Source organism: Streptomyces sp. NPDC002088 (assembly GCF_040296605.1).
GTDB lineage: Bacteria > Actinomycetota > Actinomycetes > Streptomycetales > Streptomycetaceae > Streptomyces.
In genome coordinates this window covers 332920-349232 of sequence record NZ_JBEOXO010000004.1, presented here as the reverse complement: position 1 = coordinate 349232, position 16313 = coordinate 332920, and the positions used below count along the sequence as shown (strand labels likewise).

Genomic DNA, 16313 nt, shown 5'->3' with positions numbered 1-16313 from the left:
CCCCGCTCACCCCCGCTTGACCGCCTTGAGCACCACGAACTTCGGGTCGCTGGCGACCAGTTGACTGTTGCCGAACAGTCGCCGCAGCGTGACGTGGTAGCCCAGGTGCCGGTTGCCGATCACCCACAGCTCGCCGCCCGGCCGCAGGGCGCGCCGCGCCCCGGTGAACATCCGCCGGGCCGCCGCGTCGGTCGTCGCCTGGTGGGAGTGGAACGGGGGATTGTTGAGGACGACGTCCACGCTGCCGGCCGGCACCCCGGAGAGGCCGTCCCCGACCCGGAACTCGGCGTGCCCCGGCACCCCGTTCGCCTTGTACGTCGCTTCCGCCGAGGCCACGGCCTGGAACGACTCGTCGACGAACAGCACCTCGGCCTCCGGGTTGGCCAGCGCCACCGCCGTACCGACGACACCGTTGCCGCAGCCCAGGTCCACCACCCGCTGGGTGCCACGGCTGTCGGGCAGGTGCTGGAGGAAGAATCGGGTGCCGATGTCGAGGCGGTCGGCGCAGAAGACACCGGCGTGGTTGACGACCGTGCGTCCGGAGGCGGGGCCGATGCCGTCGGGGAGCGGGTAGGCATACGGCCACGGACTGGCGGGCCGTTCCAGCGCGGGATCCGGGGCGCAGAAGATCAGACGCGCCTTCTGCGCGGCCAGCGACGTGCGGGTCGGGCCGAGGATCCGCTCGAACAGCTGGAGCGTCGAGGTGTGGATCTCCTTCACCATGCCGGTGCCGACCACGACCGTGCCCTCGTGCACCGCGGGCGCCAGCCGCAGCAGCTGGTCCTCCAGCAGCGCCAGGCTCTTCGGCACCCGCACCAGGAGCACGTCGACCCGGTCGGGCGGGGGGTCCTGGGTCGTGAGCAGCCGTACGGACCCGGTCTCGACGCCGTTGCGGGCGAGGTTGGCCCGCGTCGCCTCCTGCGCGAGGAACGAGTCGGTGATCTGCGTCGGCCCGTGCGCCGCGAGCGCGGTGACCAAGGCGCCCCAGCGGTCACCGACGACCACGACCGTCCCGGACAGCGGAATGCGCTGCTCGGCGAGGTGTCGCAGGAGATACGCGTCGGAGGCGTCCCAGGCCCGCAGCTGCTCGCGGGGGTCCTCGGGGAAGCGGGCCAGCGCGAGCTCGCCCCAGGGAGTCGTCATACGGTCGTTCATCGTGTGTCAAGGCTAGCCGAGCCGCAGCTCACAGCTGGTGGGGGAGGATGGGGCCATGGACGCCGAGCTGTTCCCCCGGGACCGTACGGTCGTCGCGCCGGGCGCGGTGCACGTGCCGGACTGGCTCGACGCCCGGCACCAGCGGGAACTGCTCGACGCCTGCCGCGGGTGGGCCCGCCCGCCGGCCGGGCTGCGCACGGTCAGTACCCCCGGCGGCGGCACCATGACGGCCCGGCAGGTCTGCCTGGGCTGGCACTGGTACCCGTACGCCTACGCCCGCACGGTCGTCGACGGCGACGGTACCCCGGTGAAGCCCTTCCCCGCCTGGCTGGGTGAGCTGGGCCGGCGCGCGGTGGCCGACGCGCTCGGCCCGGCGGCGGCCGCGGGAGCGGGGTACGACATCGCACTGATCAACTTCTACGACGGCGACGCCCGTATGGGCATGCACCGCGACGCCGACGAGCAGTCCGACGCGCCGGTGGTGTCCCTGAGCCTCGGCGACACCTGCGTCTTCCGCTTCGGCAACACCGAGACGCGGACGCGTCCGTACACGGACGTCGAGCTGCGCAGTGGCGACCTGTTCGTGTTCGGCGGGCCGTCCCGGCTCGCGTACCACGGGGTACCGCGGGTGCACCCGGGCACGGCGCCGCCCGGGCTGGGCCTGACCGGGCGGCTGAACGTCACCCTGCGGGTGAGCGGGTTCCGGTGAGCCGCCGCCCCTGCCGCGCCGGGTTCCGGCGGGGGAGCGGCAGCGGGGGTGGCCAGGAGGAGCAGACCGGCGAGCGCGAGCGCCGTGCGGGGGCCGGCGAGACCGGCCGGCAGCTCCCACAGGGCCGTCAGGGCCGCGATGGTGGCCTTGCTGGAGACCGACCAGGCGGACAGCGCGCGGGATCTGGACACCGCAGTGGGCGCGGTGACCGGGCCGCGATCGCCGGCATGCGAGCGGATCATGGGAGACTCCCCCTTATGAGCGGCAAGGCGGACCCCCGGCAGGCGGGGGAAGGGACCACCTCGAGGACGCGGCTGGACCGGGGGCGCGGTGCGCTCGGGCCCGCGTTGGAGCTCGTGCACACCGGGCGCGCACCGACCCGCGCCGTGCTCACCGCCGAACTGGGCGTCACGCGCGCGACGGCGGGCGCGGTGGCCGCGGAACTGGAGGCGCTCGGCCTGATCAGGGTCGACGCCCGGCCCGGCGCCGCCGCCGGATCGCAGGGCCGTCCCTCGCACCGGCTCGAACTCGCCGAGGACGGCCCGGTGGCACTGGCCGCCCAGGTGCACGCCGACGGGTTCCGCGCCGCGCTGGTCGGACTCGGCGGCCGGATCGTCGCGACCGCGCCCGGCTGCGAGACCGTCGACGCCGACCCCGCGAAGGTGCTCGGCTCTGTCGTGGACGCGGGCGCGGAACTGCTGCGGCAGACCGGGCGGCGGTGCGTGGGCGCCGGGCTCGCCGTGCCGTCCGCGGTCGCCGAGCCGGAGGGCCTGGCGCTGAACCCGCTGCACCTGGCCTGGCCGGCGGGGGCGCCCGTACGGGAGATCTTCGCCGGCTGCGTCCGCGCCGCGGGCATCACCGGACCGGCCTTCGCGGCCAACGACATCAACCTCGCCGCGCTCGCCGAACACCGCCACGGCGCCGGCCGCGGATCCCGCGACCTGCTGTGCGTGGCCACCGGGCACCGGGGCGTCGGCGGCGCGCTGGTCCTCGACGGGCGCCTGCACACCGGCAGTTCGGGCCTGGCCCTCGAAGTCGGCCACCTCACCGTCAACCCCGAGGGCGGCCGCCCCTGTCACTGCGGCAGCCGCGGCTGCCTCGACGTCGAGGCCGACCCGCTGGCCCTCCTCATGGCGGCGGGCCGTGCGCCGGGCCCCGAGGTGTCGTTGCTGAAGCAGGCCGACGACCTGATCCGCGACGAGTACGACGACCCGACGGTCCGCGCGGCCGTCGCGGCCCTGATCGACCGGCTGGGCCTGGGACTCGCCGGCCTGGTGAACATCCTCAACCCGGACCGGATCATCCTCGGCGGCCTGCACCGTACCCTCATCGACGCCGACCCGGACCGGCTGCGCGCGGTGGTCGCCGACCGCAGCCTGTGGGGGCGCAGCGGAGGCGTGCCCATCCTGGCTTGTTCGCTGGACCACAACAGCCTGGTCGGCGCGGCGGAGTTGGCGTGGCAACCGGTGCTCGACGATCCGCTGGGAGCGCTGGCAGCGCAGTGAGCCCGGGTATCACCGGTACTTACAGCGCCGCCCCGCCGTCGATCACCAGATCCGTGCCCACGACGGACGCGGCCGCGTCCGAGGCCAGGTACAGCACGGCCTGAGCCACCTCCTCGGTCGACGAGACCCGGCCGAGCGGCGACAGCTCCTTCATCCGTGCGGCACGGTCCGCCGCCGACTCGCCGGGCCGCAACGACATGGCCGTGTCGGACGGGCCGGGGCTCACGGCGTTGATACGGACGCCGTCCGCGATGTGGTCGAGGGCGGCCCCGCGGGTGAGAGCGGAGACAGCGGCCTTCGACGCGCCGTAGGCGGCGATGCCGCGCGCCTGCCGGTGGGGGCCCAGGTTGGACGAGACGTTGACGATCGCGCCACCGTCCGGCTGGCTGCGCATCTGCCGGATCTCGGCCCGCAGGGCGAGGAAGACGCCCGTGACGTTGACGTCGAGCAGCGTCCGCCAGTCCTCCTCGGCCACATCCGCTACGGGCCCGGCGCCGCGGAAGACCCCCGCGTTGTTGACGGCGACGTCGAGCGCACCGAAGCGGTCCACCACCGCCCGGACCAGCGCGTCGACATCGGCAGCCCTCGTCACGTCGGCGACGAGGGCGACCGCGCTGCCGCCGGTTCCCTCCACCAGGGCGACGGTCTCGTCGAGCGCCGCCCGACCGCGCCCGGCCACCACGACCCGGGCCCCCTCGGCGGCGAACGCCAGGGCGACGGCCCGTCCGATGCCGGATCCGCCTCCGGTGACGAGGGCGGTGTGGTCGGTGAAGCGGGGGAGGGGCATGGCGTGACGTTCCTTCCGGGAAGGCTTTCTCAGGCTTTCGCATGCTCAGTTTTCTTGACCATTCATTCCAGAAAGGTCAGTGCCTGCTCCGCCGCGTCCCGCACCCGCGCCGGGTCCGTCGAGACCTTGCCCACCACCCGCAGCCCCTGCATCAGCACGAGCAGCATGCGGGCCAGCGCCCGGGGTTCGCGTGCCGCGGGCAGCTCGCCCTGCGCCTGGGCCCGTACGAGCGCCGAGTGCAGCAGGGTCTCCAGGTGCTCCCAGCTGAGCTCCACGCGGCGGGCCGCCGCGTCGTCGTGCGGGGCCAGTTCGGCCGCCGTGTTGGTGACGAAACAGCCGCGTGTACGACCGCTGTCGTCGGCGGCCTCCGCGGCGAACCGCCGCACCACCGCGCGTACGGCCGGCAGCGCCGGGCCAGGCTGGGACAGCTCGCGCAGCAGCCGGGAATCCCGCGTCTCGCCGTACCGCTCCAGCGCCTTGAGGTACAGGTCCCGCTTGTTGCCGTAGGTGGCGTAGATGCTCGCCCGTCCGATGCCGAGACGGTCCACGAGGTCGGCCACCGAGGTTGCCTCGTACCCCCGCCGCCAGAACAGTTCGAGGGCCGACTCCAGCGCCGCGTCCGGATCGAATTCCTTGCTCCTGGCCATGGAGCGACGCTAGAGCAATCAAGAACGATCGGTCAAGTAAGAGGCTGAGGAGGCTGACGGGTTGAGGAGGCTGAAGGGCTGCGGGGCTCAGGCGAGAGCCTTCTGCGCCGTGAGGCTCCACAGCGCCGCCACCGCCGCCCGACGCAGATCGGCCCGCCGCACGCACAGCCCGATCCGCAACGGCTCGGGCGACGGATCGGCGGGGATCACCGTCAGTCGGTCGCGCACCGCGCTGTGCTCCAGTACGAGGCGGGGGATCACGCCCGTGCCGCAGCCCAGCGCGACCAGTGTCAACAGCCCCTCGTGGCCGTCCGGTTCGCAGGCCACGTCGGGTGCCGTGCCGCGGGCGCGCAACCAGCGGTCGGCGGCCTCGCGGACCAGTCCGCGGTGCGGCAGGACGAAGGGGCCGTCCAGATCGGGATCGGGCACGTCCCGCGCGGTGACGAGGACCAGTTCGCTGACCGCGACCGTCCGGCTCACCAGCGGCTCCGGCAGCCGCGCCGGGATTCCCGCGAACGCCGCGTCGACCTCGCCCTCGTCGAGTCGGGCCAGGGCCGCCGCCGCGTCCCCGGTGCGCAGATCGAGGCGGACCTGGGGGTGCGCGGCGCGGAAAGGGGCCAGCAGGTCCGGCAGTAGGGCCTGGCAGGCGGTCACCGTGGCGAACACGGCCAGTCGGCCGGTGAGTTGAGCGGGGTCGGGATGCTCGTCGCGGTAGGAACGCCACAGCTCCAGTGCCTGGACGGCGTATTCACGGAACCGGTGCCCCTCCGCCGTCAACGACACCCCGCGCGGACCCCGGTCGAACAGCCGGTGCCCCAGGTCCGACTCCAGCCGCTGCACGGTCCGGGTGAGCGTCGCCGGGCTGACATGGCAGTCGAGGCTCGTCCGGCCGAAGTTCAGCGTCTGCGCCAGATGCAGGAAAAGGCGCAGCTCCCGTTGGTCGTCCCGCATGCCGTGACCTCGCCCTTTCGCTTTCCGCAACAGGCCGCTGCAGAAGTTGCGCTTGTCGCAACGATCGCGCGGAGCCTACAACTCGACCATGACCGAGACCACATACACCTCCCGCGTCTTCCCCCTCGAAACGATGGACGTGCCCGGCGGCACCGAGACCATCCTGCGCGGCGGCCGCCACCTCTTCCCGCTGCTGCCGCGGGCCTTCGCGGGCGTCCGGCGCATCGGCGTCATCGGCTGGGGCCCGCAGGGCCGCGCGCAGGCGCAGAACCTGCGGGACTCCCTCGCCGGCACGGACATCACGGTCGCCGTCGGCCTGCGCCGCGGATCGGCCTCGGCCGCCGACGCCCGCGCCCACGGCTTCACCGAGGAGGACGGCACGCTCGGCGACTGGCTCGCCGTCACCGCCGCCAGTGACCTGGTGATCCTGCTGATCGCGGACGCCGCACTGGCCGCCCACCACCAGGAGCTCTTCGCGACCCTCAAGCCGGACGCCGTCATCGGCCTCTCGCACGGCTTCCTGCTCGGCCACCTCCGGGAAACGGGCGGCGAGTTCCCGCCCGGACACGGGGTGATCGCCGTCTGCCCCAAGGGTATGGGCGACTCCGTGCGGCGCCTGTACCAGCAGGGCGAGGAGATCAACGGCGCCGGGATCAACAGCAGTTACGCCGTCCACGCCGACCCCGACGGACGGGCCACGGACCTCGCCCTCGGCTGGTCGGTCGCGCTGGGCTCGCCGTACACCTTCCGCACCACCCTCGACAGCGAGTACCTCTCCGACATCGTCGGCGAGCGCGCCGTCCTGCTCGGCGCCGTCCACGGCATCGTCGAGAGCCTGTACACCCGCTTCCGCCTCGCCGGGGACGACGAGGTGACGGCCTACGAGCGGTCCTGCGAGAACATCACAGGGCCGATCGCCCGCACCATCTCGCACACCGGCCTGCATGCCGTGCGCGAAGGCCTCGACGCGGCCGGTCGGGAGATCTTCGACCGCGCGTACACGGCCACCTACGAGCCCGCCCGGGAGATCGTGGCCGAGATCTACGACGAAGTCGCCGACGGCACCGAGCTGCGCAGTGTGATCCTCGCCGAACGGCGCCTCGGCAGCCGTCCGATGAGCGAGATCGGGGGCTCGCCGATGTGGGCGGTGAGCGACCGGGCGCATGCCCGCCGCGGCGAACACGACCTGCCGGTCGACCCGTTCACCGCGGGTGTGTTCGTCGCCACCATGACGGCCCAGATCGACGAGTTCGCCGAACGCGGCCACCCCTGGTCGGAGATCGTCAACGAGTCCGTCATCGAGGCCGTCGACTCCCTCCTGCCCTACATGCACGCCCGCAACGTGGCCTACATGGTCGACAACTGCTCCCGCACGGCCCGCCTCGGCGCCCGCCGCTGGGGCCCGCGCTTCCAGGCGGCCTACGAGCAGATCGCGTACCCGGGGGCCGAACATCCCGCGGACTCCGCCCTGTTGGCGGCCTTCGACAGCCACCCCGTCCACGAGGCCCTGGCCGCGGCGGCCAAGCTGCGGCCGTCGGTGGACATCTCCGTCACCTAGGGCGTGTGTCGAAAGTGGATCTTGAACGTGGGATGATCTCGGTTCGTGGCACGTGGAGATCTGACGGACGTGCAATGGGCGGTGCTGGAACCGCTGTTGTCGAAGGGCAAGAAGCCTGGACGGCCGCCGACCTGGGCCAGGCGGCATCTGATCGACGGCATACGGTTCCGGGTCCGCACCGGCGTCCCCTGGCGGGACCTGCCAGCCGAATACGGGCCGTGGGGCCGGGCGTACGACTTGTTCCGCCGCTGGCAGCGGGACGGCACCTGGCATCGGATCTTCACCGAACTCCAGGTGCGGGCCGACGCGAAAGAGCTGATCACCTGGGACATCAACATCGACTCCACCGTCGTCCGGGCCCACCAGCACGCTGCCGGGGCGAGGAAAGAGGGGAGCTGCAGAAGGAGCCGCCCGGCGGCGTCACCGCCGAGCCGAACGACCACGGGCTCGGGCGCCCGCGCGGCGGCCTGACCACCAAGCTGCACTTGGCCGTCGAACAGGGCCAGAAGCCCATGTCCATCGTGATCACCGCTGGCCAGCGCGGCGATTCCCCGCAGTTCGAGCCCGTCCTGAACAAGGTCCGTGTCCCGCGTCTTGGGCCGGGCAGGCCGCGCACCCGACCCGATCGTGTGCGCGCCGACAAGGCGTACGCCTCCCGGAAGAACCGTGCTTACCTACGGCGGCGCGGGATCCGCTGCACCATCCCGGACAAGGCCGACCAGGTACGCAACCGCAAGAAGCGCGGATCGCGCGGCGGCCGACCGCCGAAGTTCGACCCACAGGACTACAAGGCTCGGCACGCGGTCGAGTGCGGAATCAATCGCCTCAAAAGGCGCCGGGCTGTGGCCACACGGTACGACAAGCTCGCGGTCCGCTACGAGGCGACCGTCCTCGTCGCGGCAATCAACGAGTGTCTGCAGGTCTGCACGCTGTGTTCCCGCTGACGCTGTACTGGATGCACAGGCCAGCGCACGCCCTGGTGACCGCTGAACGCCCGGCATAGCCTGAGGGGTGAGTCGCACCAGCGGCCACTCGCCCGGACGGCGGGCAGGTCAGTACGAGTTGCAGTCCCAATAGCCGTTGTGCCAGTAGTGGTGACTGTCGTACCAGCCGCTGTGCCACGAGCAGCCCGTGGGAACCGAGGCGGTCGTCGTGGCGGGGGCGGCTGCTGCGGCAGTGCCCGCCGCTCCGATTGCGGTGCCGCCGGCCAGCAGGAAGCCGGCCGCGACGCAGGCGAAGGCGCGCTTGACGCGATGTGCTTGCATGGCTCTGCTCTTTCTTCCACGTTCTCGCGCTGTCCCAGCACGAAAGGGATGGCCGCGGCCTCACGCCGAAGCGTAGGGTCCGGCGATGGCTGGATGGTGCCGCTCGAAGACCGATGCGGCGCTGTCGTCGAGGTCGCCGCGTGAAAGCGAGGAACGCACGTCTCCCGGCTGCAGGCCCACCGTTGCGGGAGCGCGTCGCGGGACGTGTCCTGAATCGCGACCTCACCTCTTTCGACGGTAGCGGCCTATCCGCTGACAGGCACCTCGAGCCCACAGCGCGAGAGCCCCTCCGGCAGGTTCAGCTGCCGGAGGGGCTCTACCTGTCGTTGGGCCGATGGCCGTGACCCTGCGCCCCTGGTAGCCCGTCCTGCGTCCGCTGAGAGCCGTTGGCCGGACGCCGACCTTTGGCAGGACTTCGAGGACAGCGCGCCGGACAGCGAGGCAGACGCCCTGATTACCCCGCCGACCGCCGAAGACATGCGCGCAACGCTGGCCGCTCTCGCTGCCCGGCATGGCCGACCCGTGACCGGTCGCATGGTGGCCGGCCGCCGAAGTTCGACAAGGCCGACTACAAAGAGCGCCACGCGGTGGAGTGCGGAATCACCTGGGCCAGCCGCTCCACCTCGCCCACCGCCTCCGCCATGAACTCGGACAGCAGCACCTCGTCCGGTACCGGCCGGCGCCGCCGGACGGCGAACCGCGCCGGGGACCCGGAGGCCGCGCCCTCCTCGTAGGCCAGCCTCGTCCACTGCTGTACCGCGGGCTGCCCGAAGTCGTTGCTCAGCCCCTGGAAGGCGCCTCCCCAGAGGAAGGTGTTCATGCCCTCCATGGTGTTCCAGAGGTAGAACGGCGCGTACTGGTTGACCGGTGAGCCGTGCACACCGCGCTCACGCAGCAGATACGTCTTGAAGCCGAGGCCCTCCCAGTCGTCCAGCAGGTGGCCGATACGGGACACGCGCGCGCGGATGACGTCCGTGTCGTAGTCGGCGGGCAGGGTGAGCTCGTACTGCATGGCATGCATCGGATGCCTCCTCAGGCGGGGTAGTCCTGCCGGCCGACATGGGCGTCCCATTCGATGGTCGTGCCGTCCTCGGCGGCCTCGACGACCGCGAGATGTGTCATGAAGGTGCGCGGTCCGGCACCGTTCCAGTGCCGTTCGCCCGGCTCGATCCACACCGTGTCGCCCGCCCGGATCGGCTCCGCGGCACCGCCCTCGCGCTGCACCAGCCCTCGCCCTCCAGTACCTGCAGGACCTGGCCGCGCGGGTGGCGGTGCCATGCGGTGTGCGCGCCGGGCGCGAAGTGGACGTTGAACATCCGCAGCCTCGACGGGGATTCGGGGGCGGCTATCTCGTCCAGCCAGACCGTGCCCGTGAAGTTCTCCGCCGGGCCCTGCTGAGTGTCGGGACGCTTCTTGATGATCTGCACGTGGATGAACTCCTTTACGGCGCAAGAAGAGACAGCAGTCCCCGGACACCCGCGTCGAAGGCGGCAGGCGAACCGGACGCGCGGGCCAGCACATAGCCGCCCTGGACGGTCGCGACAACCGTCGCCGCGATCGCCTCGCCGTCGAGCGAGGGCGCGAACTGGCCTTGCTCCTGGCCCTCTTCGACGATTCGGGCGATCCGTTCCCGGATCCAGTCGAGCGTCTCGTCGACGGGGGCGCGCAGCTCGTCGCTGGCGATGACGTCCGGATCCATCGTGAGCCGGCCGATCGGGCAGCCGCGCAGCACATCGCGCTCACGCAGCAGATACGCCTCGATGCGCTCGTACGGAGTTCCCGGCCCGCCGAGTACTCCCTCGGCGGTGGCCCGCAACTCCTCGGCCGTCCGCCGGATCGCCGCCAGGGCGAGGTCCGGCTTGCCCTTGAAATGGTGGTACATGCTGCCCTGCCCGGCGCCCGCGCGCTCCAGGATCGCCTTGGGGCTGGTCCCCACGTAGCCGCGCTCCCAGAGCAGGTCCCGGGTGGACTCGATCAGTCGCTCCGAGGTGCTCATGGCCCCACTGTACATACTAGTAGTTACAGACGTTCAAGGGGATAGGGGAGCAGCGGGGGACGGCCCGCGTACTCCCGGTGGGGTACGCGCACTGCCGCTGGCCGTACGACGACCCGGACCCCCTTCCGGCGCGAGTCTCGAGACATCACCAAGAGGTCCTGCCGAAGGCCTGACTGAAGGCCTCGCAGAGGGCCTCACAGAAGATTCCCACCGAGGAGATGACCCGAGATGAACACTCTGGCGAACTGGGACGGCGGCCCCGGCCCGTGGATCCTTTTCTTCCCGCTGATCTGGGCGGCCGTCGTGATCGGCGTCGTCACCGTCCTGCGCCGTACCGTCTGGCGCGGCCGCCGTGGACCGTGGAGCGCGGTCGGCGACCCCCGCCCCTCCGGCGACTCGCCCGTCGCGATCCTCGGCCGCCGCTTCGCCTCTGGCGAGATCGACGAGGACGAGTACTGGCGCCGACTGTCCGTCCTCGACGAGCAGTTCGGCCGCACGGGCAAGGGCGGTGCGGCGTGACCACGACCACCGCCACGCGGACGGCCGCCCGGGTCGTCGACGCCGTGAAGGTCTACGGCACCGGAGACACGGCGGTGAGGGCCCTGGACGGGGTGAACGTCGGCTTCCCGGCCGGCCGTTTCACCGCGATCATGGGGCCCTCGGGCTCCGGCAAGTCCACGCTGATGCACTGCGCGGCCGGACTCGACACGCTCAGCTCGGGAGCCGCCTACATCGGCGACATCGAGCTGGGCTCGCTGGACGACCGCCGACTGACCCTGCTGCGTCGCGATCGGATCGGCTTCGTGTTCCAGGCGTTCAACCTGGTCCCGACGCTGACCGTTGCCGAGAACATCACGCTGCCGCTGGACCTCGCCGGCGCCGGCCACGACACGGAGTGGATCGACGCGCTCGCCGACGTCGTCGGCCTGCGCGACCGGCTGCACCACCGGCCGTCCGAGCTCTCCGGCGGCCAGCAGCAACGCGTCGCCGTGGCCCGGGCGTTCGCCGGCCGGACGTTGTCTTCGCCGACGAGCCGACCGGCAACCTCGACTCCCGCTCCGGCGGGGAGGGCAGACCCGCGACGAGTACGCGCAGTCCTCGGCGGGCGGAATCGACATGATGCTCACCCTGGTCTACGCGCTGCTCGCGCTCGCGGTCCTCATCGCGTTGCTCGGCATCGCCAACACGCTGACGCCGGCGATCCACGAACGTACCCGCGAACTGGGCCTGCTGCGGGCCGTCGGACAGACCCGCTCCCAACTGCGCGCCATGGTCCGCTGGGAGTCGGTCCTGGTCGCCGCCTTCGGCACCGCGGGCGGACTCGGCTTCGGCGCCTTCCTCGGCTGGGTGCTGGTGAAGGCATCCGACGGCACGAGTGACAGCGCCTTCACCTTCGCGATGCCTCCCGTGCAGCTCATGGTGGTGGCGCTGGTGGGCCTCGCGGCCGGATCCCTGGCGGGCCTGCGCCCGGCCCGGCGCGCGGCACGACTGGACGTACTGCGGGCGATCGTCACCGAGTGGCGTATTGCGTCACGGTTGGGCGTGCTGCGGGCGTTCGTCATCGAGCGACGTACCGCGGCACGAGGTACTGCGGGCGATCGTCACCGAGTGACCTACCGCGTCACCTCCGACGTCATTGCACGCCGGTCACCGCCCGGTCAGCCGGCAACGGCCGACCGGGCGGGAGTGTGTGCCGGCCTGAGGTCGTCGGCGGTGACCTCGACCTCCGCGAACCGGTGCGCGGGCTTCTCCGCGACCGTACGGCGCAACGGGCGGGCCGGCGCGGACACCGGCGTCGGGAGCGTGAACCACACGACCTTGCCGGACTCGCCGTCCGGTCGCGCGCCCCAGCTCTCACTCACCGCGGCCACCATGGCGAGCCCGCGTCCGCAGGTGGCCAGGGGTTCCGCGTCGTCGACCACCGGGAGGCGGGGGTCGTGGTCGTGTACCGAGACCGTGAGCCGGTCGACCACCAGCTCCATCTCCACGGTGCACGTCTTGTCGGGCTGGGCATGCCGGTGGACGTTCGTCAAAAGCTCGGTCACGCCGAGCGCGGCCCGGTCTATGAGGGGATCCAGATGCCAGTAGCGCAACTGCGCCGATACGATTCTGCGGACCTGGCCGATCCGCGACGGCAGGGCTTGGAGCTCCACCGTGCAGTGCCTGCTTGGGTGACTGATCACGGCTGCGACTCCCCGACGTGAGGTCCGGAAGAACACGGAGTTCGGATCCAGCGGGACGACTGTGTCAACGGCCGTCTGCTGTCGTGTCCGGCGGGCTGTCTCGCAGCGTTATCGCCGGTAAACCCAGAGTGACGTGAGATCAGCGTGGCTCAGGGGGTCCGGTACCGCAACTCGCGGTGGCTCAGTCGCCACGCCCCGCAGCCCTGCGCACGGCCTCGATGAACCGGCGCGCCGCGGGCGGCCCGGGCTCGCCCGGAGCGGGGTCGTGATCGCCCAGGGTCAGCAGGTATCGCTTGCCGTTGATGTCCGCCAGGGCGCGGTCCTCCGGCGCGAACCAGGGCTTCGACGCCCGCACCGCCTGCACCGGCGCGCTGTCGATCTCGCTGCCGTAACTCGTGAGCAACTCCAGCCTGCCGCCGCTGATCCGGACCTGCCCGGCCCGGGTGAGCGAACGCAGTCTCTTCCCGATCCGCACGCCCGTCGCCGTGAACTCCGGCTCCGCCATGCCGCCCGCCCCCTTGTGCGCGTGGTTCCGCCGGACCGCGCTCCTGCGTGGGTGGTCCGACCGTGCCGTGATCCAACCCGTGCCGTGATCCAGCCTGCTCCGTGATCCAGTGTGCGCCCCCGTTCGGGACGTTCGTCCCGCCCGCTGAAGTCTGCCCGGGTACAACGTCGAGCACCAGTACGTACGACACCCGCGCGACGCTCACCCGGAGCACTCGCGTGAATGCGCCCCCCGGTATCCGCCACCGTGGCTCGTACGCCCGTGCCCCAGGCGTCCTTTGGGCTGCTCAAAGGTGTGTTTATGCAGGTGAGAAGTGGTGCGGAAGGTGCCTATGATCGAGGCGTCGGCCGCGCGACGCGCCGTCGGCGCGAAGCGTAAGGAGCACCGCCGTGAGCACCACCCAGCAGAGCCGGACCGGCGAGACCCTCGACGTCGACCGTAGCGACGCGGCCTACCGTGACTGGCTGAAAGAGGCCGTCCGCAAGGTCCAGGCGGACGCCAACCGCTCGGCCGACACCCACCTGCTGCGCTTCCCGCTGCCGGAGCAGTGGGGCATCGACCTCTACCTCAAGGACGAGTCGACCCACCCGACCGGCAGCCTCAAGCACCGGCTCGCCCGCTCGCTCTTTCTCTACGGTCTGTGCAACGGCTGGATCCGGCCGGGCCGCCCGGTGATCGAGGCGTCCAGTGGCTCGACGGCCGTCTCCGAGGCGTACTTCGCCAAGCTGATCGGCGTGCCGTTCATCGCCGTCATGCCGCGCACGACGAGCGCCGAGAAGTGCCGCCTCATCGAGTTCCACGGCGGGCAGTGCCACTTCGTCGACGACTCGCGCAGGATGTACGAGGAGTCCGCCCGCCTCGCGGTGGAGACCGGCGGCCACTACATGGACCAGTTCACCTACGCCGAACGGGCCACGGACTGGCGCGGCAACAACAACATCGCCGAATCGATCTTCCGCCAGCTGGAGTTGGAGCGGTTCCCGGAGCCCGCGTGGATCGTCGCCACGGCCGGCACCGGCGGCACCTCGGCGACCCTCGCGCGCTACGTCCACTACATGCAGTACGACACTCGCATCTGTGTCGCCGACCCGGAGAACTCTTGCTTCTTCGAGGGCTGGACCACCGGCGATCCGGACGTCACCTGCGACTGCGGCTCCCGCATCGAGGGCATCGGCCGCCCCCGTATGGAACCGAGCTTCGTGCCCGGTGCCGTCGACCGCATGATGAAGGTCCCCGACGCGGCCAGCGTCGCCGCCGTACGGGCTCTGGAGCGGGCCATCGGCCGCAAGGCGGGCGGCTCCACGGGGACGGGGCTGTGGAGCGCCCTGAAGATCGTCGCCGAGATGGTGGCCCAGGGGCGCCGGGGGAGCGTGGTGACGCTGCTGTGCGACCCGGGGGACCGTTACCTCGACAAGTACTACTCGGACGGGTGGCTGGCCGAGCAGGGCCTGGACATCGCGCCGTACGGGGCGGCGATCGAGTCGCTGCTGGCGACGGGCGTGTGGCCGGACTGAGCCCGCGGCTCTTCACCGCGACGGCCGCTTACTGCGGCCTCCGCCTACTGTGCCAGCCGCAGGTCCAGCGAAGTGACCGCGTCCCGGAAGGCCCGCCCGAGACCAGGCCGGGCCAGCCGCATAATGAACCGGAACGCTGCCGTCCCGTCGGCGGTGAAGGTCCACTGCACGCGCGTACCGGTGCCCGCCGACGTCAGCCGCCACTCCTCGACCAGCGCCCGTGCGCCCGGCGCGTTGATCACGTCCACGCGGTAGGCGTACACCTCGGGGCTCTTCGCCGCGAGGATCGTTTCCTCGGCGCGGATGCCGCCCCGGAGCCGGATCTCGCGTCCCACCCCGTCGTCGGTCGGCCGGGCGAGCGTCACCGCCGAGAACCACGCGGTCCAGCCAGGCACGTCCTCGGCGAGCGCCCGGAAGACCGGCTCGGGAGCAGCGGCGATCTCGCGCGCGAAGACCAGACGGATGGGCGCGGTCTCGACGAAGTCGAGCCCCACCGGGCGCAGACGGCGAGCCATTGACCAGCCCTCCTTGTCAACGGGCAGGAGACAGCGGGTGGTTGAGCGGGAAGCCACCCTAGCTGGCGTCCCGTCAGATGTCTGCACCCTCGCCGGGCTCGCCCGCCACCACCAGCCGCCGTACATGCTCCGCGATCTCCGTGCGGATCCGGGCCGGCAGCCCGGCGTCGGTCACCCAGGTGTCGACCTGCTCCAGCGCCGCGAACGAACTCAGGCCCACGGTGCCCCACTTGGTGTGGTCGGCGACCACGACGACCCGCCGCGCCGACTGCACCAGGCGTCGGTTGGTCTCGGCCTCCGCCAGGTTCGGCGTCGACAGGCCCGCCTCGACCGATATCCCGTGCACTCCGAGGAACAGCACGTCGAAATGGAGCGCCGCGATCGCCTGGTCGGCCACCGGCCCCACGAGCGAATCGGACGGGGTGCGCACCCCGCCGGTCAGTACCACCGTCGCAGCGCCCTGCCGCTGGCCCGAGGTGCGCTGCGCCACGTGGAAGACGTCCGCCACCCGCACCGAGTTGGTGACCACGGTGAGGTCCGGCACGTCCACCAGTTGGTGTGCCAGCGCGTACGTCGTCGTACCGCCCGAGAGCGCGATCGCCGAACCGGGTGCCACCAACCGGGCCGCCGCCCGCGCGATGTCCTCCTTGGCGCTCAGCTCCAGACCGGACTTGGCCTCGAAGCCCGGCTCGTGCGTGCTCGCCTCGACCACCGGGACCGCGCCGCCGTGCACCTTCTCCACGACGCCCTGCCGGGCGAGCGCGTCCAGGTCACGGCGCACCGTCATGTCCGACACGCCGAGCTTGCGGGTCAGCTCGTTGACCCGGACCCCGCCACGGCGCCGGACCTCGTCCAGGATCAGGGCGCGCCGCTGCTCCGCGAGGAGGTTCTGATTCTCACTCACGTACGCTCCGGTTCCTTTCGCCTCAGCCGTCCAACAGGCCCGCATACCTGCTCCGACGAGGACATTTTCCCCCAGTTCACGGTGCGCGGGCGTCCCATCCTCGCACGTGGTGGCGCGGG

At 71.7% G+C, this 16313-nt stretch carries 16 protein-coding genes and 4 pseudogenes; 8 read left to right on the top strand and 12 right to left on the bottom strand.

Features of this window, described 5'->3' with window-relative positions; genetic code table 11:
• Positions 1–6 precede the first annotated feature (6 nt).
• On the bottom strand, positions 7–1143 hold the full coding sequence (locus ABT114_RS11530; protein ID WP_351141150.1) for a methyltransferase: 1137 nt from the start codon (positions 1141–1143) through the stop codon (positions 7–9).
• A gap of 67 nt (positions 1144–1210) precedes the next feature.
• Here ABT114_RS11530 and ABT114_RS11525 point away from each other — a divergent pair, with 67 nt between their 5' ends.
• Together ABT114_RS11525 and ABT114_RS11520 are read left to right on the top strand one after the other, a co-directional pair.
• Positions 1211–1864, top strand: coding sequence for an alpha-ketoglutarate-dependent dioxygenase AlkB family protein (locus ABT114_RS11525; RefSeq protein WP_351141148.1), 654 nt, complete (start codon positions 1211–1213; stop codon positions 1862–1864).
• Between the two features lie 257 nt (positions 1865–2121).
• Positions 2122–3369 (top strand): ROK family protein, encoded by a 1248-nt coding sequence (locus ABT114_RS11520; RefSeq protein WP_351141147.1) that lies wholly within the window; start codon positions 2122–2124, stop codon positions 3367–3369.
• 19 nt (positions 3370–3388) lie between these two features.
• On the opposite strand, the gene ABT114_RS11515 is transcribed toward ABT114_RS11520, so the two are convergent.
• The 3 genes from ABT114_RS11515 to ilvY all read right to left on the bottom strand — a co-directional run bounded on the left by ABT114_RS11515 (position 3389) and on the right by ilvY (position 5754).
• On the bottom strand, positions 3389–4156 hold the full coding sequence (locus tag ABT114_RS11515; RefSeq protein WP_351141145.1) for an SDR family NAD(P)-dependent oxidoreductase: 768 nt from the start codon (positions 4154–4156) through the stop codon (positions 3389–3391).
• 62 nt (positions 4157–4218) lie between these two features.
• Complete coding sequence (locus ABT114_RS11510) at positions 4219–4803, bottom strand: TetR/AcrR family transcriptional regulator (RefSeq protein WP_351141143.1); 585 nt, start codon at positions 4801–4803, stop codon at positions 4219–4221.
• A gap of 87 nt (positions 4804–4890) precedes the next feature.
• A complete protein-coding gene (gene ilvY / locus ABT114_RS11505; RefSeq protein WP_351141141.1) occupies positions 4891–5754 on the bottom strand; it encodes an HTH-type transcriptional activator IlvY in 864 nt (287 codons plus the stop codon).
• 88 nt (positions 5755–5842) lie between these two features.
• Between ilvY and ABT114_RS11500 the strand changes: the two genes are divergently transcribed.
• Positions 5843–7312: a ketol-acid reductoisomerase gene (locus ABT114_RS11500; protein ID WP_351141139.1), complete on the top strand. Its 1470-nt coding sequence runs from the start codon at positions 5843–5845 to the stop codon at positions 7310–7312.
• Between the two features lie 45 nt (positions 7313–7357).
• Positions 7358–8256 (top strand): IS5 family transposase gene (locus tag ABT114_RS11495; protein ID WP_502988305.1). Its coding sequence is split into 2 segments (ribosomal slippage): positions 7358–7748 and positions 7748–8256, totalling 900 coding nucleotides; the frame shifts between segments, so codons are not numbered across the junction.
• A 108-nt stretch (positions 8257–8364) separates the two neighbouring features.
• Here ABT114_RS11495 and ABT114_RS11490 read toward each other — a convergent pair.
• The 4 genes and pseudogenes from ABT114_RS11490 to ABT114_RS11475 form a co-directional block, all read right to left on the bottom strand.
• Positions 8365–8577 carry a hypothetical protein gene (locus ABT114_RS11490; protein WP_351141137.1) on the bottom strand — a complete coding sequence of 71 codons (213 nt, stop codon included), beginning with the start codon at positions 8575–8577 and terminating at the stop codon, positions 8365–8367.
• A gap of 607 nt (positions 8578–9184) precedes the next feature.
• Positions 9185–9598: pseudogene (locus ABT114_RS11485) on the bottom strand (DUF4865 family protein); the annotation flags it as partial.
• An 11-nt stretch (positions 9599–9609) separates the two neighbouring features.
• Positions 9610–10004, bottom strand: a pseudogene (locus ABT114_RS11480) ((R)-mandelonitrile lyase).
• Between the two features lie 14 nt (positions 10005–10018).
• Positions 10019–10588: a TetR/AcrR family transcriptional regulator gene (locus ABT114_RS11475; protein WP_351141135.1), complete on the bottom strand. Its 570-nt coding sequence runs from the start codon at positions 10586–10588 to the stop codon at positions 10019–10021.
• A 213-nt stretch (positions 10589–10801) separates the two neighbouring features.
• Here ABT114_RS11475 and ABT114_RS11470 point away from each other — a divergent pair, with 213 nt between their 5' ends.
• From ABT114_RS11470 to ABT114_RS11460, 3 genes and pseudogenes are all read left to right on the top strand, one after another.
• The gene (locus ABT114_RS11470) at positions 10802–11092 is read left to right on the top strand and encodes an SHOCT domain-containing protein (protein WP_351141133.1); all 291 of its coding nucleotides are present in this window, start codon (positions 10802–10804) and stop codon (positions 11090–11092) included.
• A pseudogene (locus ABT114_RS11465) lies at positions 11089–11642 on the top strand (ABC transporter ATP-binding protein); the annotation flags it as partial. The gene ABT114_RS11470 and the pseudogene ABT114_RS11465, both read left to right, overlap by 4 nt.
• A 2-nt stretch (positions 11643–11644) precedes the next feature.
• Positions 11645–12091 (top strand): annotated as a pseudogene (locus ABT114_RS11460) (ABC transporter permease); the annotation flags it as partial.
• A 140-nt stretch (positions 12092–12231) separates the two neighbouring features.
• Here ABT114_RS11460 and ABT114_RS11455 read toward each other — a convergent pair.
• Together ABT114_RS11455 and ABT114_RS11450 are read right to left on the bottom strand one after the other, a co-directional pair.
• Positions 12232–12756, bottom strand: coding sequence for an ATP-binding protein (locus tag ABT114_RS11455; protein WP_351141131.1), 525 nt, complete (start codon positions 12754–12756; stop codon positions 12232–12234).
• Between the two features lie 181 nt (positions 12757–12937).
• The gene (locus tag ABT114_RS11450) at positions 12938–13261 is read right to left on the bottom strand and encodes a hypothetical protein (RefSeq protein ID WP_351141129.1); all 324 of its coding nucleotides are present in this window, start codon (positions 13259–13261) and stop codon (positions 12938–12940) included.
• Between the two features lie 389 nt (positions 13262–13650).
• Between ABT114_RS11450 and cds1 the strand changes: the two genes are divergently transcribed.
• The gene (cds1, locus tag ABT114_RS11445; protein WP_351141127.1) at positions 13651–14775 is read left to right on the top strand and encodes an L-cysteine desulfhydrase Cds1; all 1125 of its coding nucleotides are present in this window, start codon (positions 13651–13653) and stop codon (positions 14773–14775) included.
• A gap of 44 nt (positions 14776–14819) precedes the next feature.
• Here the strand turns inward: cds1 and ABT114_RS11440 are convergent, their stop codons facing one another.
• Entirely contained in the window at positions 14820–15290 is a 471-nt protein-coding gene (locus tag ABT114_RS11440; protein ID WP_351141124.1) for an SRPBCC family protein, read from the bottom strand.
• A gap of 73 nt (positions 15291–15363) precedes the next feature.
• Positions 15364–16194 carry a DeoR/GlpR family DNA-binding transcription regulator gene (locus ABT114_RS11435; RefSeq protein ID WP_351141122.1) on the bottom strand — a complete coding sequence of 277 codons (831 nt, stop codon included), beginning with the start codon at positions 16192–16194 and terminating at the stop codon, positions 15364–15366.
• Between the last annotated feature and the right edge of the window lie 119 nt (positions 16195–16313).

Excerpts from the sequence above, each read along its gene's own strand:
- ABT114_RS11530 (WP_351141150.1), bottom strand. The coding sequence starts at position 1,143 with ATGACGACTCCCTGGGGCGAGCTCGCGCTGGCCCGCTTCCCCGAGGAC.
- ABT114_RS11525 (WP_351141148.1), top strand. The coding sequence starts at position 1,211 with ATGGACGCCGAGCTGTTCCCCCGGGACCGTACGGTCGTCGCGCCGGGC.
- ABT114_RS11520 (WP_351141147.1), top strand. The coding sequence starts at position 2,122 with ATGAGCGGCAAGGCGGACCCCCGGCAGGCGGGGGAAGGGACCACCTCG.
- ABT114_RS11515 (WP_351141145.1), bottom strand. The coding sequence starts at position 4,156 with ATGCCCCTCCCCCGCTTCACCGACCACACCGCCCTCGTCACCGGAGGC.
- ABT114_RS11510 (WP_351141143.1), bottom strand. The coding sequence starts at position 4,803 with ATGGCCAGGAGCAAGGAATTCGATCCGGACGCGGCGCTGGAGTCGGCC.
- ilvY (WP_351141141.1), bottom strand. The coding sequence starts at position 5,754 with ATGCGGGACGACCAACGGGAGCTGCGCCTTTTCCTGCATCTGGCGCAG.
- ABT114_RS11500 (WP_351141139.1), top strand. The coding sequence starts at position 5,843 with ATGACCGAGACCACATACACCTCCCGCGTCTTCCCCCTCGAAACGATG.
- ABT114_RS11490 (WP_351141137.1), bottom strand. The coding sequence starts at position 8,577 with ATGCAAGCACATCGCGTCAAGCGCGCCTTCGCCTGCGTCGCGGCCGGC.
- ABT114_RS11475 (WP_351141135.1), bottom strand. The coding sequence starts at position 10,588 with ATGTACAGTGGGGCCATGAGCACCTCGGAGCGACTGATCGAGTCCACC.
- ABT114_RS11470 (WP_351141133.1), top strand. The coding sequence starts at position 10,802 with ATGAACACTCTGGCGAACTGGGACGGCGGCCCCGGCCCGTGGATCCTT.
- ABT114_RS11450 (WP_351141129.1), bottom strand. The coding sequence starts at position 13,261 with ATGGCGGAGCCGGAGTTCACGGCGACGGGCGTGCGGATCGGGAAGAGA.
- ABT114_RS11440 (WP_351141124.1), bottom strand. The coding sequence starts at position 15,290 with ATGGCTCGCCGTCTGCGCCCGGTGGGGCTCGACTTCGTCGAGACCGCG.